Origin of the sequence: Streptomyces sp. NPDC048566 (genome assembly GCF_043199735.1) — a bacterium.
Lineage (GTDB): Bacteria > Actinomycetota > Actinomycetes > Streptomycetales > Streptomycetaceae > Streptomyces.
The window spans coordinates 64,712-79,564 of sequence record NZ_JBICWL010000016.1; the positions used below are offsets into that span (position 1 = coordinate 64,712).

Below are 14,853 nucleotides of genomic sequence, written 5' to 3' on the forward strand. Positions count from 1 at the left end.
AACCCCTGATCTCGAATGTCCGTCAAAGCGGATCAAGCCCACCACGGCCAGCTCGTATCCGCGCCGTGAGTGCCGATCAGGTGATCACACGGAGCGCCATACCACTGCCGGCAAGCACTCGGCCTCACAATGAATTAAGCGATGCCAGGGCGTTCAGACTTCTTCTTCGAGGGGTCGGAGGCAGCTCGGCGTCTTCTTGCGCTTCCGGAAAGCGAGAGTCGTCACGTATGGCCGTCACCGCACAGCCCTCCCGTCCGGGTTCCCCCCCGAGCGATCCCACTGGTCCCACAGGATTGCTGGCGTCGTGGCTTGCCACCACTACCTTCCAGGAGATCCCCGCCCCGGTGAGGGAGCGGGCCAAGCACTTGCTCTTGGACGGCATCGCCTGCGCGCTGGTCGGGGCCCACCTTCCGGCCTCCCAGATCGCCGTAAAGGCACTCACAGCTCTGGACGGCATGGGCGATGCCACAATTGTCGGCTGGGACGGTCTTGCCGCTGGCCCGTTGACCGCGACGATGCTCAACTCCAGTTTCATTCAAGGATTCGAGCTCGACGACTACCACCCCTACGGTCCACTGCACAGCAATGCCGTCATCCTGCCCCCCTTGCTTGCCGCGGCTGCCCGATATCCGGGCCTGACCGGAGCGCAGTTTCTCCTGGCAGCGATCTTGGGTTACGAGGTCGGCCCTCGGGTCGGCATGGCACTGCACGGTGCGGACATCATGATCCGCGGCTGGCATTCGGGCACCGTCTTCGGGGGCGCTGCGGCAGCTGCCGCTGTCGGCAGCATTTACGGTCTCCATGCTGCCGCCTTCGAGGACGCACTCGGCATGGCCTGCACTCAGGCCGGTGGCCTGATGTCCGCACAGTTCGAATCCATGGTCAAGCGTATGCAGCATGGCTTCACGGCCCGCAATGGGCTGGTCGCTGCCACTTTGGCCGCGCAGGGATACATCGGTATCAAAAGAGTCTTCGAACGTGGCTACGGAGGTTTTCTCTCCACCTTCGGCCAGGGCGAGAACCCCGCACCCGACCCCTCACGAGTCTCGGCGCACCTGGGTGATGTCTGGGAAACAACCCGGATCGCCATCAAACCGTACGCCGCCTGCGGGGGCATGCATGCCGCGATGGATGCTGCGCTGCGCCTGAGAGACGAGCACCGCATCTGCCCCGACGCGATCACCGGAATCCGGATCGACCTGGCGCAGGGCATGTACGAGAAGTGCGGCTGGACGGCGAGTCGGCCCTTGGAACCGATCGGTGCCCAAATGAACCTCGCCTACGGCGTAGCGGTGGTTCTGCTCGACGGAGCCGGCCTGATCGAGCAGTTCACCACCGAGCGAGCCAATCGCGACGACGTGTGGCGGCTCATGGACCGGACGGAAACTCGCCACGACCCTGCCTACGATGAGCGGCACCAACAATTGGCCACCCGCGTACGAATCACCCTCGATAACGACGTCGTCTACGAGACCGAGGTAATCCAACCCCGCGGCGTCGGCAAGAATCAGCTGACGAACGCAGAGATCGTCGACAAGTACCGCGCCTTGACCCGGACACTCATCGAGCCCTCCCGCACCGAGGCGCTGGAGGAGACCGTCCTCCACCTGGACGGGCTGTCCAGTATCACCCCGCTGATCAAGCTGCTCCAGCCGGCGGTGGCAGAGGTCAAACTCTGAGATTGAGCGGTGTGCATCGTGAAGTTGCAGGTCATGGGTCTGGTGTGCGGGCGTCTTGCCGTGCTCGGGCTGGTCGGCGGCCGGTGTCCACGATGAAGATCGTCTGTCAAGGCGGCTGTGGCGGTTCTCGGGTTCTGCTGCGCCTGTCGTGAGGGTCCGCCTACGATCCGTCGCCGTGCGGATGCACCGCCGGATCGCGGGGAGGGAGCGGGGATGTCCGAGCTGGAGCGGATCACGGCGCGCCGGAGCGAGCTGGACGCGCTCGCCGAGGAGTTGGGCAAGCGGCTTGGGGAGGTCGAGGCGGAGCGTGAGGAGTTGGTGATCGCCGAGCGGGTGCTGCACCGGCTGGCCGGACAGGATCGGGCCGAGGTCGAGGCCGCCGCCCGGGTGGCTCCGGTGAAAGCGCAGGTGGCGGGGCGTGCGGTGTTGCTGAATCGACGCCGCCTCGGGAACCAGCTACCGGATTGCGGTGTGGTGGTTCTCGGCGATCTCGCCTCGGCCTTGCTGCGTGGAGGTGACGTCGATCGAGGCGTCTACGTGTCACGCCAGTTCGCCGCGGCGGCACAGACCAAGCCCAACACGATGGGGAAGGAGCGGGCAGCGGCTATCGCCGCGTCGCTACCGAACAGCGAGCAGGAACTCGCTTTCCACCCACGGCAGTTCGCGTCCTGAACTCCACTCGCGCGGTACACGGGCAGGCTCGGGACGCGAACGCCGTCGTACGGCCCGTCGCTCGTCAGTCCTGTGCCGTCTCCTCGGAAACCCAGGACAGGTACGCCTCCGACCCGCCGGTCACGGGCAGCGTGATCCACTGGGGGACGTCGTACGGGTGCTTCTCGTGTAGCCACGCCTCCAGTGCCGGGAGACGATCCGTCGTAGTCATGTACGAGATTCGCCACTCCTGCGCCGTCTCGACCTGATTTTTCCACCAGTAGAAGGCGGTGATCGGCGAATCGATGTGGACGCCCGCTGCCAGCTTGCTCTCGACCGCGCCCCGGGCCAGCGACTTCGCCTGATCCTCGTTGTCGCTGGTCGTCTGTGCGATCACAATATCGTTGGCCATGCAACTACCTCTCCGGCTCGGATAGCGCGACCTTACCCAGCCCTCCAGGGTCGTGCCCCTTGGAGTGGTGTAGGCGATCATTCGTGGGTGGCGGGTAGCAGGGTGTTCTTGTCCGGATAGAGGCTGTCCATGCTCTCGTTGGACAGGTAGCGGCGGGGGAAGGCGATCCACTCGTCGTGCAGTTCTATCAGGACGGCGGTGGCGAGGCGTTCGACGGCGGCGTCGTTGGGGAAGACCTGGACGACGTCGGCCCGGCGTTTGACCTCGCGATTTAAGCGCTCCAGCGGGTTGGTCGACTGGATCTTCTTCCAGTGCTGGTGAGGGAAGTCGGCGAAGGCGGTCAGCTCCTCCTTGGCGTCCAGGAGCATCTCCTTCACCTTGGGGAACTGCTTGCCGAAGGCGTCGGCGACAGTGTCGAGCTGGGCGCGGACCGAGACGGCGTCGGGCTGGGCGAAGATCGTGCGGATGGTCGCGGCGGCCATCTCGGCGTGCTGCTTCGGAATGACCGAGAAGACATTGCGGACGAAATGAACGCGGCAGCGCTGGTGTGCGGCTCCGATCATGACCTTGCCGATCGCGGCGACCAGGCCGAGGTGCTGGTCGGAGATGACGAGGCGGACCCCGTTCAGACCGCGTTTGCGCAGGTCACGTAGGAAGGTGGTCCAGAAGGTCTCGTTCTCGCTGTCGCCGACCATGAGGCCGAGGACTTCGCGGCCCCCGTCCTCGGTGACGCCGGTGGCGATGACCACGGCGCGGGAGGCGATCTGGTGGTCGACGCGGGCCTTGAGGTAGGTGGCGTCGAGGTAGACGTAGGGGAAGCGGGTGTGGTCCAGGGGCCGGTTGCGGAAGGCGGTGAGGCTTTCGTCGAGGTCGCCGCAGATCCGGGAGACCTCGCTCTTGGAGATGCCGGTGTCCGAGCCGAGGGCTTTCACCAGGTCGTCGACGCTGCGGGTGGACACGCCATGGACGTATGCCTCGATGATGACGGCGTAGAGGGCCTGGTCGACGCGGCGCCTGCGTTCGAGCAGGCTGGGGAAGAAGGTGCCGGCGCGGAGTTTGGGGATCGCGAGTTCCAGGTCGCCGGCCTGGGTGGTCAGGGTCCGTTCGCGGTAGCCGTTGCGGTAGGCGGTGCGGGTCTCCCCTGGATCGGCGGAGGCAGGGGCATTGGCAGGAAGCCCGATGAGCCACCAACCAGCGCGTGCCGCCTTGGCGTCGCACGACTATCCTGGACAGATCCAAACCCCGCTTCTCGGTGGCACGAGGGTGGAGCTGTTGTGACACGTACCCTGATTGCCATCACCGACGCCGGTTCCGGGATCGGTGATGGCAATTCCGACCATGCTCGACCCGAGGTGCCGGCACCGTCATCAACGTCAGTTCGATCGCTGAACGCAGGCCCCTCCCCTAACCACGTCGTCTACGTTGGCACAACGTTTGCCGTTCAGGCCCTCTCGGAGAACCTCCGAGAGGAAGTCGCCCCCTTCGTAGTGCGTGTCACGACCCTCGCACCGGGCATGGTGGAGCCCCAACTTCTTTCACACACATCGGCCAAGATCATCGCCACGAACAGAGCATTACGATTCGCGAGATCGTTGTTGCCCTCACTCGGCAGGGCCCGTGACTCATCACTGCGCACGCCCCGGATCTCGACAGCAGCTTTGAATCGCATATCTCTGCGGGTGCCCCAGTCCCAACTGCCCGACAAGCCGACGTATGGACGCAACGATGCCCTCCGAACCCGATGAATCTCATGACAGCCGGCCCGCAGGCCACAGCCGCCGTCAGCGCCAACCTCACTCTTGGCGAGACTTCTCGCTACCGCGAGATCGACAGGCGAACGCTCCCCCGGAGGAGCGCGGATCCGGTCGTGACGATGTGCGGCTGTTGGTCGGCAGGAGAGTCCCACACAAGGTCAGCCATCATTCCTTCTGGGAGCTTCCACGACTGCTGCAACCTTTGGATGTACTGGTCGTCAACACGTCTGCCACCGCAGCCGCCGCAATCGACGGCAGCATCGGTCGTGAGCCGGTGGTGGTTCAGTTCTCCACTCAGCAGGATGACGGCCGCTGGGTGGTGGAGCTACGCACTCCCCATCCCGGCCGAAGTGGCCCCACAGCGGCACGCGCCGGCTCAGCGGATGCGGTGGTGGAACTCGTCGGAGGAGTCAGAGTGGTACTTGAAGAACCACTGGAGGAGGGCTCACAACGGCTCTGGCTGGCGCGCATACCGGAGACGGACATCCTCAACATGCAACTCCGCCGACATGGACGCCCGATAGAGCACGGAGAGCTGCCCCACGCATTGCCGCTGTCGGCACACCAGACAGTCTTCGCCCAAGGAGCCGAACTGTCGTGGGGACCGCCCGTACATCAATCTGCGGAAATGCCGAGCGCGGCTCGCCCCTTCACTGACCGGATGGTGACCGCACTCGTGACGAAGGGAGTGGTGATCGCGCCCATCGAGTTGCATGCCCGGCTGGCACCGGTCGCGGCTCAACACCCTCCACGTCCTGAACGGTTCAGGATTCCACCCTCAACAGCTGTCCTCATCAATACTGCACGCGAGCACGGCGGACGGGTCGTGGCCGTCGGCACTACTGCCGTGAGGGCTGTGGAGTCGGCCGCACATCCCGACGGGAGAGTTCAGGCCCTACAGGGATGGACCGACCTGGTGGTGATGCCGGAGCGGAGCATGCGGACGGTTTCCGGTCTACTGACCGGACTGCACGAGCCACTGGCCTCTCATCTGCACCTCCTGGAGGCGGTCGCAGGGCCAGAGTTGCTCGCTTCCTGTTATGCCGAGGCTTTGGACGCTGACTACGTATGGGGAGCATTTGGCGACGTCAATCTCCTCATGCCTGAATGAGCGGTGTGCATCGTGAAGTTGCAGGTCATGGGTCTGGTGTGCGGGCGTCTTGCCGTGCTCGGGCTGGTCGGCGGCCGGTGTCCACGATGAAGATCGTCTGTCAAGGCGGCTGTGGCGGTTCTCGGGTTCTGCTGCGCCTGTCGTGAGGGTCCGCCTACGATCCGTCGCCGTGCGGATGCACCGCCGGATCGCGGGGAGGGAGCGGGGATGTCCGAGCTGGAGCGGATCACGGCGCGCCGGAGCGAGCTGGACGCGCTCGCCGAGGAGTTGGGCAAGCGGCTTGGGGAGGTCGAGGCGGAGCGTGAGGAGTTGGTGATCGCCGAGCGGGTGCTGCACCGGCTGGCCGGACAGGATCGGGCCGAGGTCGAGGCCGCCGCCCGGGTGGCTCCGGCGAAAGCGCAGGTGGCGGGGCGTGCGGTGTTACTGATTCCGCACCGCGGCGATGCCCCGGACGAGTCCGGGCTGCCCGATGACTACCGCAAGATCCTGGCGATCGTCCGGGCCGCCGATGGTCCGGTGCAGGTCAGGGCGGTGGGCGAGGAGCTGGGGCTTGAGGTGGGGTTGCGCGGGAAGCTGCAGCCGCTGCGGGCGAAGATGACCAAGCTCGCCGACCGTGGGTGGCTGCACAAGCGGCCCGACGGACGGTTCACCGCACGCCGGTAATCTGCGCCGGGGTGGCGGCCGTCGGGCGTAACCGGCGGGCCCCCGGCGGCAGTTGAGTTTGATGTGAAGAGAAACAACCCTCACGCCGAGGGCCCTGACGACCTTGTCTACACCGCTCGCCTGCCGCTGTCGAGCGCCACCCTGAACTACCTCGCCACCCTGATACGCGGCCACCTGAAGAAGATCGGCTCACCGTGGCGGGCCCTGCCCGCGGGGAAGATCGCGGGGATCGTGCTCGCAGTACTGCGCTGTGACCAGCGGCCCGGCGATCTGGCCGGCGGAAACGGGGTGAACCGCACCACCGTCACCCGCTGGGTCCGCGAGGTCGTCGGCCTGCTGGCCGCACGCGCCCCGCGCCTGGACCGCGCGTTGAAGAGGATCGCTCGAAAGGGTGGCGGGATCGTACTGCTGGACGGCTCTCTGATCCGCACCCGGCGGCGCACCGGGACCGATAACCGGAAGAACTATTCCGGCAAGCACAAATGCCACGGTCTGCTCGTGATCGCACTCACCGACAACAACGGCCGCCTGCTCTGGGTCTCGGCCGTCCGGCCCGGCCGGACCTCGGAGATCACCGCCTGCCGGCACGACAAGTTCACCGCCCACCTCCGCGCGGCCGGCCTCGGCGCGATCGCCGACCTGGGCTTCATCGGCCTCGACCACAGCAACCCGGACGCCGACCCGGCGGTGATCACCGGCTACAAAGCCGCCCGTAACCGCCCCCTGACCCGCAGCCAGAAACTCTCCGACAAGGCCCTGGCCGCCGTCCGGGCACCGGTCGAGCACGGCTTCGCGCACCTGAAGAACTGGCGCGTGCTCGGAAAGGTCCGCACCGACCCGAAGTGGGCAACCGCCCTGGTGAGGGCCCTGCTGGTGCTGACGAACCGCGAAGTGGCCCGCTGACCGATGACCTTGCCGGGAGTCATCCGCCCCCGACCAGCACGAGCACCCCGAAGCCCACGCACACCAGCCCCGTGACCAGCAACTTCACGATGCACACCGCTCAGTACATAGGCCGCGTCCGGCAGCAGCGCGGTCACCGTGCCCCGGACCCCAGGCCGGTTGAGTTCGGAAGGCGAGGGCACGGTCATCGCGGCGCCCATGCACAGCCCGAAGACGAAGAGGTTCAGCAGCCCGGGCACGGCCCGGTTGGCTCGGGTCAGTCGCCATTCGTACCCCGCCACCGACAGGGCCAGAACCGCCGGTGTGAAAGCCGCCCCGCTAGCCATCGGCGGCGCCCGTGCCGCCGTCCGGTCCGGCACCGTCGTGATGCGGCGCGCCGACCAGCCAGCCCAGTCGGGCCTGTCGTCCGCTCAGCGCGGTCGTGCGTCGTCGCCGCGTCTCGTCGCGGCCCACACGGTGCAGGATGAACGAGGCGAGCAGCTCGGCCTCCCGCTCCTGAGGATCCGAGTACACGGAGCGGCCCAAGACCCGCCGCACCAGTTTTCTCGGCAACCCGGGCACCAAGGCCGCCGCGCCCGCCGAGGGCCCCTCCGACTCGTGGTGTCCGCACAGCAGATGAGCTGCCTCGTGCAGCAGGATGTGCCGCCGGTGCAACTCGGTGGTGTCCGCGTCGTAGACGATGTAGTCGGCGTCCGCCGTGGTGATCAACAGCCCGCAGGGCACCGCCACGCGGCCGGCGACCGGCAGCAGTTCGACGACGCGCCCCCGCTGCCGGGCGATGTCCCGGATGAACACCACCGGATCGAACGGTTCCGGCAGGTCAAGCGCCTCTGCGGCCCGACGGCAACGCCGCCAGGTGTCATCGGAGTCCGAGGCACCCAGGACCAGGAACGGCCATGTCCTGCGTAGGCACCACCCTCGGCGCTCGGCCATGCGGGACTCCTCTCCCGGGCAGGCGACCGCCCGCTCTCCCGTTCCGCACCCCGCCCGGCCCGGACCGGCCCCGGATCACGCACCGCGCCATGCCGCACTTCGGCGATCCATGGGAGAGGTCAGCATATCTACGCAGGACAAGGCCCCACCGCTGGGGCGCCTCCCGTGTGAGGGCTGTTTGCCGTGAGCGGGGAAGCCCTTCAGGGATCCGGGTTGCCGGGCCGCAGTAAGTCCGGGCAGCCTGGCGCGAGGGTCTGTGCCGACGTCGAGGACTCTCCGCACGCACCCTTCGTTTCCACCCGGAACACCCTTCCCCGTCCTCTCCGCGCCGACGTGGCCGCCTCTCGACACGACGACGATGAGACCGCCACGGCGGCGTCGCCGGGCCATACTTGCGGTCGAGATCCAGCCGGTACTTCGTGGACGGGGTGTCCCTGAGATGAGCGTCAAGACAGTCCTGATCACCGGAACGTCGTCGGGGATCGGTCTCGCCACCGCCGTCGCCACCGCCCGCGCCGGCTGGCACGTCGTCGCGACGATGCGTGACACCGCGAAGTCCGGGGCCTTGGAAGCGGCGGCCCGGGACGCCGGCGTCTCCTTGCAGATCGAGAGTTTGGACGTCACCGATCCGTCCTCCGTGGAAGCGTGCCTGGCCGGCCTCGACCGGCTGGACGCTCTGGTCAACAACGCCGGTGCGGGCCATGTCGGCACCCTGGAGCAGGAGAGCGTCGACGACGTCCGCGCGGTGATGGAGGTGAACTTCTTCGGCGTCCTGCACGCCACCCGGGCGGCACTGCCGCTGCTCCGTACCAGCAAGGGGCGCGTCCTGACCGTGACCAGTGTGGGCGGCGTGGTCGGGCAGCCCTTCAACGAGGCATACTGCGCCGCCAAGTTCGCGGTCGAGGGCTTCATGGAGTCGCTGGCACCGGTCGCCGCCGCCACGGGTGTGTCCGTGATCGTCGTCGAGCCGGGGGCGGTGGCCAGCGAGTTCGTCAGCAACGTCGGGGTCGATGACGATGCGCTGGACAAGGCGGGACCGTACGCACCGGCCTTGTCGTCCTACCTCGAACGCACCCGCGGGGCCTTCGCCAACGCGCAGACTCCGCAGGCCGTCGCCGAGCAACTGGTCGAGGTGCTGGGCGCCGAGGAGCCCCCTTTCCGCGTACTGACCTCGGACAGTGCGCGCGCGTTCGCCGGGACGAAGCTCAAGGATCTCGACGGCTCGGCGGTGCAGCAGCTGACCAGGACGTGGGTGTCCCAGGCCTGACCGCCCGCGCCGGTGCGGGCCGCTCCTCACCACTCGGCCGGGGGGCGGCGTTCGTGCCCGGGGTCTTCTTCCGTCGTCTCGGTCGGTCACCCCGCGTCCGCGCAGGCCTCCGCCTCCGCCAGGTACCGCCCCACCGGACCCATGGTCAGCATGCCGCTGGCCGCGCCGGCGTGCTCGGCGCGGGCATCGCGCAAGGCCGCCGCGGCACGTGCGGCGATGTCGCGCTCGCCGAGGCGTACGGCGGCGCGGGCGGTCAGGCACCACATGGCCTCCTGCAGGTGGTCGCGCGGCGGTTCGGGTACCGAGGCGAGGGCCCTGCGGGCCTCCTCCGCGTGGTCCTGGGCGAGCAGCACGAGGGGCCGCGTCCACAGGGCGTAGGGGCCCCAGTCGAGGGCCGGGTCGGTGGGCGGTTGCCGGTCGTGGAGCAGCCGGAGCCCGAGCAGGGCGAGCGGGAACAGGCCGCGGTGCAGCCCCGGCATGCCGGCGCTCCGGAGGCTGTTCTCGGCTGCGCGGTAGTGCGCCGCCACCACGGCGGGGCTCGGCCCGCCGGGCTCGATGCTGCGGTCGGCCGCGGCCCGGGCCCCGAACCACGCGGTGAGGACGGGGACGAGCGGTGCCTCTGCGGTGGCGGCGAGCCGGTCGGCCGCAGCGGCGTGTGCGGCCCCGGCGTCCAGGTCGCCGAGAGCAGAGGCGGATTGCAGGCGGACGAGTCGGCCGAGCACGGCGAAGGTCGGCGCGTCGTGTCGGGTGGCCAGGTCGAGGATCTCGGCGCCGATCCCGTCTCGTACCGCGGCGAGGCCGGGGCGGGTGAAGGACTGCAGGAACATCCCGTTCAGGGCGAAGGCCAGGAGGGCGGGGTCGGACAGGCCCCGTGCCCCTGCCTCCGCCTGCTCCGCCGCCGCCCGCGCGAGACGCCGATCGGTCTCGGACAGATCGGCGCTGCGGCTCTCGACGGCGATCGTGGCCAGAAGGCGGACGCGCAGGTGGGCGGGTCCGTCCGGGCCGAGGCCGGTGAGTGTGCGCCGGGCGGCCGCGACGACGGCGCGGGACTGCTCGGCGTCGTCGGCGCGGCTCCAGATGGCGGGTACGTCGTAGGCGCCGATGGTCCGGGCGGTCAGGAGCAGGTCTCCGGTGCGTTCCGCTGCCTGCAGGGCGGCGAGGCGTTCGCGCCGGGAGCGGACGAGGGCGTCTCCGCCCGCCGGCGCGAGGGTGCGGGCCAGATCCGTGGTGGTGCGCGGCCCGAGCCGGCCGCCATGGCCGGTCCACGCGGTGGGTGCTCCCCCTCCGGGTGCGGACCCGTTGAGGATGTCCGTCTCCAGGCGCTGCAGAGCGGCGCTGGGGTCGAGGCCGAGGTGGTCGACGAGCATCGAGCGGGCGCGCCGGAGGCGGGCCAGTGCGTCGGCTCGGCGTCCGGCGCGGTAGAGCGCGCGGGCGAGCAGTTCCCAGGCGGGCTCGCGCCAGGGGTGTTCGCTGACATGGGCGTCGAGTTCGGCGACGAGGTCGGCCCCGTGCCCGGAATCGAGGCGGATACGGGCGCTCAGTTCGACCCCTTCCAGCCGCAGTTCCTCCAGTCGGGTCCGCTCCCGCTGCGCCCAGGACGAGCCGGTCACGTCCGCGTAGGCGAGTCCGCGCCAGGTCGCGAGCGCGGCGGCGAGGTCGTCGGCGGCCTCGGGATCGCGGCGGGCCCGCGCCAGGGCGTCCTGGAAGCGGTGGACGTCCACGTCGTCGCGGGACAGGCGCAGCGCGTAGCCAGGGCCTTCGGTGACGATCACGCGCGGTGGGCTGCGGGGCGGCCGGTCCGGTTCGAGGGCACGGCGCAAGGCGGCGACGAAGGTACGCAGGGCGCCCACGGCGCGGGCCGGCGGATCGGTCCACAGGTCGTCGACGAGGGTGTCGGTGGCGACCATGCGCCCCTCGGCGGCGACGAGGCGGGCGAGTACCTCACGGTGGCGGGGGCCGCCCAGGTCGACGGCGCTGCCGTCGTCACGGACGGCCCGCACCGCACCGAGCACGTCGATTCGCATGCCCCCATCCTCCGTGACCGGCGCCGACCGTGCCCCACCGCACTGATCGGCTGCTGATCGCCGCCGCCCAGGCTGATCCCGTCACGTCCCCACCCGAGAGCAAGGTGCCTCATGACATACGTCCTTCCCGGTTTCGATCACGTCCGCCTGCCCGGAGCGGACGGTGTGGAGCTCGCCGCGGCCGTCGGTGGCGAGGGCAGCCCGGTCGTGTTGCTGCACGGCTTTCCCCAGACCCACCTGATGTGGCGGCACGTCGCCGAGCGCCTCGCAGCCGAGCACACCGTGATCTGCCCGGACCTGCGCGGTTACGGTGCCAGCGACAAACCGCGGGCCACCGGTCCCGAGGTGTACTCCAAGCGCTCCATGGCCGCCGACGTCGTGGCGGCAGCGGCGTCGCTCGGCCACGACCGCTTCGCCCTCGTCGGGCACGATCGAGGTGCCCTCGTCGCCTTCCGGGCGGGGCTGGATCACCCGGAGACCGTCACGCACCTGGGCATCCTCGACATCGTGCCGACGCTCGACATGTGGAACGTCCTGCGGGGCGCGTCGGCCGCGGTGGGCTGGCACCTCTTCCTGATGGCGCAGCCGCCGGGCCTGCCGGAGACGATGATCGCGGGCAGTGCGGACACCTTCTTCTCCTTCTTCCTCGACGCCTGGACCAAGGATCCGGCCGCCGTGCCCGACGACCTTCGTGCCGCGTACGTGCGGGCGAGCGCCGCCGCGGTGCCGTCGATCGTCGCGGACTACCGGGCATCGGCGGACATCGACATCGTGCAGGACCAGGCGGACCGGGACGCCGGCTCCCAACTGGCCATGCCCGTGACCGTCGTCCAGCAGGACTGGGGAGCACAGCTGGGCTACGACGCCGCCGCGGTGTGGAAGGCATGGGCGCCGGACCTGGACCACCGGCTCACCGGTGCGGGGCACTTCATGGCCGAAGAGGTCCCCGACGAGATCACGGAGGCGATCCGGGACCTGCTGGGCCGCTGACCGGGCCGTCCTCCGGATATCCGCGGTCCTCCGGGTGCCGGAGAGTCCCACGACGCAGGAGCGGTCGCCGCCGGGCTCGCCCCGGGGCGGACGGCCGGACCCGCGCGCAGGACGGCGCGGTCCTGGTCTCGGGGCCCGACGTGGGCGTGGCGGCGCACCGTTCTCCGGGGCACGGCGGGCGGGGGCCGCGGAGACCCCCGCCCGCCGTCACGTACCCCCGGGGGGTAGCATCACCGAAGATCCTCGGCACACGACACGGGCGGAGTTCATGGGACGAAGCACGGTTCGCCGCGGCGGTGGGGGGTTCCTCCGTCGCGCGTACGGGGTGCTGGCCGTCCTGTGCGTCGCGCTGGCCGTGCTCGTCCACCACGACACCTACGCGCCGGCCATGCCCCGCATGGAGCACTCCGGCATGACGTCCATGCTCGCGCCCTCCGGGACCGCCTCGGGCCACGGCGCCCACCGTACGTCGGCCGCGGCCGACGGCTCCGTCGCCGGCGTCGCCTCCGAAGGCTGCGGAATGTCCGGAGGGCAGCACTGCTCCGCCGCGGCAGTCGGGTCCGTACAGCTCACCCTGCCGGGGCACAGTCCACTCACCTCTCCGAGCGCCCTCGGGCGGACGGTGTCGCGGTCCTCGCCCACCGGCGTGGCGGGCCGAGCTCCGCCCGACCTGTCCGACCTGTCTCAGCTGCGCATATAGGCCGCGCCCGGCGGCACGCGATGTGCCGTCTCCCGCGTCCACATCGGCAGTTTCGAGACAGAGGATCCATCACGATGAACAGCATCAGCCGGCGCTCCGTGTTGCTCGCGGGCCTGGGAGTCGCCGGGGCGAGCGCGCTCACCGCGTGCGACGACGGCACCCGAGGCAGTGTTTCCGGCGACAAGGCCCTGATCAGCCCCTCGGGCGCGGCGGTGGCCGCGGCCGAGCGGAAGCGCCCGCACAGCGGACGCGACCGGCGGCTCACCTTGACGGCGGCACCCGCCGTGGTCGACCTGGGCGGGGGCGTCACACCCCGGACATGGGCCTTCGACGGACACACTCCCGGCAAAGAGGTCCGCTTGTCCGCCGGTGACACCCTGACCGCCGAATTGTCGAACCGGCTCCCGGACGGGACGAGCACGTCGATCCACTGGCACGGCATCGCGCTGCGCAACGACATGGACGGCGTGCCGCCCCTCAACCAGAGCGCGGTGCGGTCCGGCTCGACCTTCACGTACCGGTTCACCGCCGAGACTCCGGGGACGTACTTCTTCCACCCGCACGTCGGCGTCCAGCTCGACCGGGGACTGTACGCCCCCTTGATCGTCGAGGACCCCAGGGAGCCCCTCGCCTACGACGACGAGTGGGTGGTGGTCCTCGACGACTGGCTCGACGGTGTCACCGGCACTCCGGACGAGGTCTTCGACGAGCTGCGGCACGGCATGGGCGACATGGGCCACCCGCACGGGACCGGCTCGCCGAGTTCCGGCGGCATGGAGGGCCACGACATGAGCGCCATGGGCGGCCGAGCGGCCCCGTCCGCCTCGGCCACCGCTCGGTCGGACGGCACGGGGACGACGTTCATGCTCATGGGCGCCACCAGCAGGCTGCTCGGCGGCGACGCCGGCGATGTGGCCTACCCGCACCACCTGGTCAACGGCCGGGTGGCCACGGACCCGGCGGTCTACTCGGGCAAGCCCGGCCGGAGGGTGCGGCTGCGCGTCGTCAACGCCGCGTCCGACACCGCCTACCGGCTCGCCCTGGGTGATCACAAACTGACCGTCACCCACACCGACGGCTACCCCGTACGGCATCGAGACGTGGACGCCCTGCTGATCGGCATGGGCGAGCGCTACGACGTCCTGGTAACCCTGGGAGACGGCGTCTTCCCGCTGGTCGCACTGGCCGAGGGCAAGAAGGCGAGCGGCCGGGCACTGGTGAGGACGGGCTCGGGCCGCACGCCGTCGACGACCGTCAGGCCGCGTGAACTCGACGGCGCGATCACGACCGCGGCACGGCTCCGGGCCGCGGACGAGGTCCGGCTCGAACCGGCCGAGGCCGACGTCACTCACAAGATCACGCTGACCGGCGGGATGGAGCGGTACGACTGGGCGCTCAACGGGCGCGCGTTCGACATGACCGATCCGCAGGCCGACCCCATCCTCGTCGAACAGGGGCAGCGCGTCCGTCTCGACTTCGTCAACGGAACCGGCATGTGGCACCCGATGCACCTGCACGGCCACACCTACCAACTCGGCGACAACGGCCCCCGCAAGGACACCACCATCGTCCTGCCCGGGACGACCACGTCGGTCTTCTTCGATGCCGCCAACCCGGGCCAGTGGATGCTGCACTGCCACAACGCCTACCACGGCGAGGCCGGGATGATGGCGAACGTCGCCTACCGCGCCTGACGGGCGGGCAGGGGTGCCGGGAGGCACGGGCCTCCCGGCACCCCCAGGCTCGGGCGTAATCTCACGGAGCAC

At 69.7% G+C, this 14,853-nt stretch carries 12 protein-coding genes and 1 pseudogene; 9 read left to right on the forward strand and 4 right to left on the reverse strand.

Annotated elements, in window-relative coordinates; all coding sequences use genetic code 11:
* Positions 1 to 227: 227 nt before the first annotated feature.
* On the forward strand, positions 228 to 1,679 hold the full coding sequence (locus ACGFS9_RS22905; RefSeq protein ID WP_393255660.1) for an MmgE/PrpD family protein: 1,452 nt from the start codon (positions 228 to 230) through the stop codon (positions 1,677 to 1,679).
* Positions 1,680 to 1,892: 213 nt separating this feature from the next.
* A complete protein-coding gene (locus tag ACGFS9_RS22910) occupies positions 1,893 to 2,351 on the forward strand; it encodes a hypothetical protein (protein WP_393255661.1) in 459 nt (152 codons plus the stop codon).
* Positions 2,352 to 2,415: 64 nt separating this feature from the next.
* Here the strand turns inward: ACGFS9_RS22910 and cutA are convergent, their stop codons facing one another.
* Positions 2,416 to 2,742, reverse strand: a complete 327-nt coding sequence (cutA, locus tag ACGFS9_RS22915) for a divalent-cation tolerance protein CutA (RefSeq protein ID WP_355713156.1) — start codon at positions 2,740 to 2,742, stop codon at positions 2,416 to 2,418.
* Between the two features lie 77 nt (positions 2,743 to 2,819).
* A pseudogene (locus tag ACGFS9_RS22920) lies at positions 2,820 to 3,881 on the reverse strand (IS256 family transposase); the annotation flags it as partial.
* A 586-nt stretch (positions 3,882 to 4,467) separates the two neighbouring features.
* Between ACGFS9_RS22920 and ACGFS9_RS22925 the strand changes: the two are divergent.
* The 3 genes from ACGFS9_RS22925 to ACGFS9_RS22935 all read left to right on the forward strand — a co-directional run bounded on the left by ACGFS9_RS22925 (position 4,468) and on the right by ACGFS9_RS22935 (position 7,173).
* Entirely contained in the window at positions 4,468 to 5,607 is a 1,140-nt protein-coding gene (locus ACGFS9_RS22925; RefSeq protein ID WP_393255790.1) for an S-adenosylmethionine:tRNA ribosyltransferase-isomerase, read from the forward strand.
* A 207-nt stretch (positions 5,608 to 5,814) separates the two neighbouring features.
* Complete coding sequence (locus ACGFS9_RS22930; protein ID WP_393255663.1) at positions 5,815 to 6,270, forward strand: hypothetical protein; 456 nt, start codon at positions 5,815 to 5,817, stop codon at positions 6,268 to 6,270.
* A 63-nt stretch (positions 6,271 to 6,333) separates the two neighbouring features.
* The gene (locus ACGFS9_RS22935; RefSeq protein ID WP_393255664.1) at positions 6,334 to 7,173 is read left to right on the forward strand and encodes a transposase family protein; all 840 of its coding nucleotides are present in this window, start codon (positions 6,334 to 6,336) and stop codon (positions 7,171 to 7,173) included.
* A 318-nt stretch (positions 7,174 to 7,491) separates the two neighbouring features.
* Here ACGFS9_RS22935 and ACGFS9_RS22940 read toward each other — a convergent pair whose 3' ends face one another.
* Positions 7,492 to 8,106, reverse strand: a complete 615-nt coding sequence (locus tag ACGFS9_RS22940; protein ID WP_393255666.1) for a ParH-like protein — start codon at positions 8,104 to 8,106, stop codon at positions 7,492 to 7,494.
* A 439-nt stretch (positions 8,107 to 8,545) separates the two neighbouring features.
* Between ACGFS9_RS22940 and ACGFS9_RS22945 the strand changes: the two genes are divergently transcribed.
* Positions 8,546 to 9,373: an SDR family oxidoreductase gene (locus ACGFS9_RS22945; protein WP_393255667.1), complete on the forward strand. Its 828-nt coding sequence runs from the start codon at positions 8,546 to 8,548 to the stop codon at positions 9,371 to 9,373.
* An 86-nt stretch (positions 9,374 to 9,459) separates the two neighbouring features.
* Here ACGFS9_RS22945 and ACGFS9_RS22950 read toward each other — a convergent pair whose 3' ends face one another.
* A complete protein-coding gene (locus tag ACGFS9_RS22950) occupies positions 9,460 to 11,397 on the reverse strand; it encodes a BTAD domain-containing putative transcriptional regulator (RefSeq protein WP_393255669.1) in 1,938 nt (645 codons plus the stop codon).
* Positions 11,398 to 11,508: 111 nt separating this feature from the next.
* On the opposite strand from ACGFS9_RS22950, the gene ACGFS9_RS22955 reads away from it, so the two are divergent.
* From ACGFS9_RS22955 to ACGFS9_RS22965, 3 genes are all read left to right on the forward strand, one after another.
* Entirely contained in the window at positions 11,509 to 12,387 is an 879-nt protein-coding gene (locus ACGFS9_RS22955) for an alpha/beta fold hydrolase (RefSeq protein WP_393255671.1), read from the forward strand.
* Positions 12,388 to 12,655: 268 nt separating this feature from the next.
* On the forward strand, positions 12,656 to 13,087 hold the full coding sequence (locus tag ACGFS9_RS22960; protein WP_393255673.1) for a DUF6153 family protein: 432 nt from the start codon (positions 12,656 to 12,658) through the stop codon (positions 13,085 to 13,087).
* Between the two features lie 74 nt (positions 13,088 to 13,161).
* A complete protein-coding gene (locus tag ACGFS9_RS22965; RefSeq protein ID WP_393255675.1) occupies positions 13,162 to 14,781 on the forward strand; it encodes a multicopper oxidase family protein in 1,620 nt (539 codons plus the stop codon).
* Positions 14,782 to 14,853 lie beyond the last annotated feature (72 nt).

Bases quoted from the DNA above. Each gene is read 5' to 3' on its own strand.
- ACGFS9_RS22905 (WP_393255660.1), top strand. From the start codon at position 228: ATGGCCGTCACCGCACAGCCCTCCCGTCCGGGTTCCCCCCCGAGCGAT.
- ACGFS9_RS22910 (WP_393255661.1), top strand. From the start codon at position 1,893: ATGTCCGAGCTGGAGCGGATCACGGCGCGCCGGAGCGAGCTGGACGCG.
- cutA (WP_355713156.1), bottom strand. From the start codon at position 2,742: ATGGCCAACGATATTGTGATCGCACAGACGACCAGCGACAACGAGGAT.
- ACGFS9_RS22925 (WP_393255790.1), top strand. From the start codon at position 4,468: ATGCCCTCCGAACCCGATGAATCTCATGACAGCCGGCCCGCAGGCCAC.
- ACGFS9_RS22930 (WP_393255663.1), top strand. From the start codon at position 5,815: ATGTCCGAGCTGGAGCGGATCACGGCGCGCCGGAGCGAGCTGGACGCG.
- ACGFS9_RS22940 (WP_393255666.1), bottom strand. From the start codon at position 8,106: ATGGCCGAGCGCCGAGGGTGGTGCCTACGCAGGACATGGCCGTTCCTG.
- ACGFS9_RS22945 (WP_393255667.1), top strand. From the start codon at position 8,546: ATGAGCGTCAAGACAGTCCTGATCACCGGAACGTCGTCGGGGATCGGT.
- ACGFS9_RS22950 (WP_393255669.1), bottom strand. From the start codon at position 11,397: ATGCGAATCGACGTGCTCGGTGCGGTGCGGGCCGTCCGTGACGACGGC.
- ACGFS9_RS22955 (WP_393255671.1), top strand. From the start codon at position 11,509: ATGACATACGTCCTTCCCGGTTTCGATCACGTCCGCCTGCCCGGAGCG.
- ACGFS9_RS22960 (WP_393255673.1), top strand. From the start codon at position 12,656: ATGGGACGAAGCACGGTTCGCCGCGGCGGTGGGGGGTTCCTCCGTCGC.
- ACGFS9_RS22965 (WP_393255675.1), top strand. From the start codon at position 13,162: ATGAACAGCATCAGCCGGCGCTCCGTGTTGCTCGCGGGCCTGGGAGTC.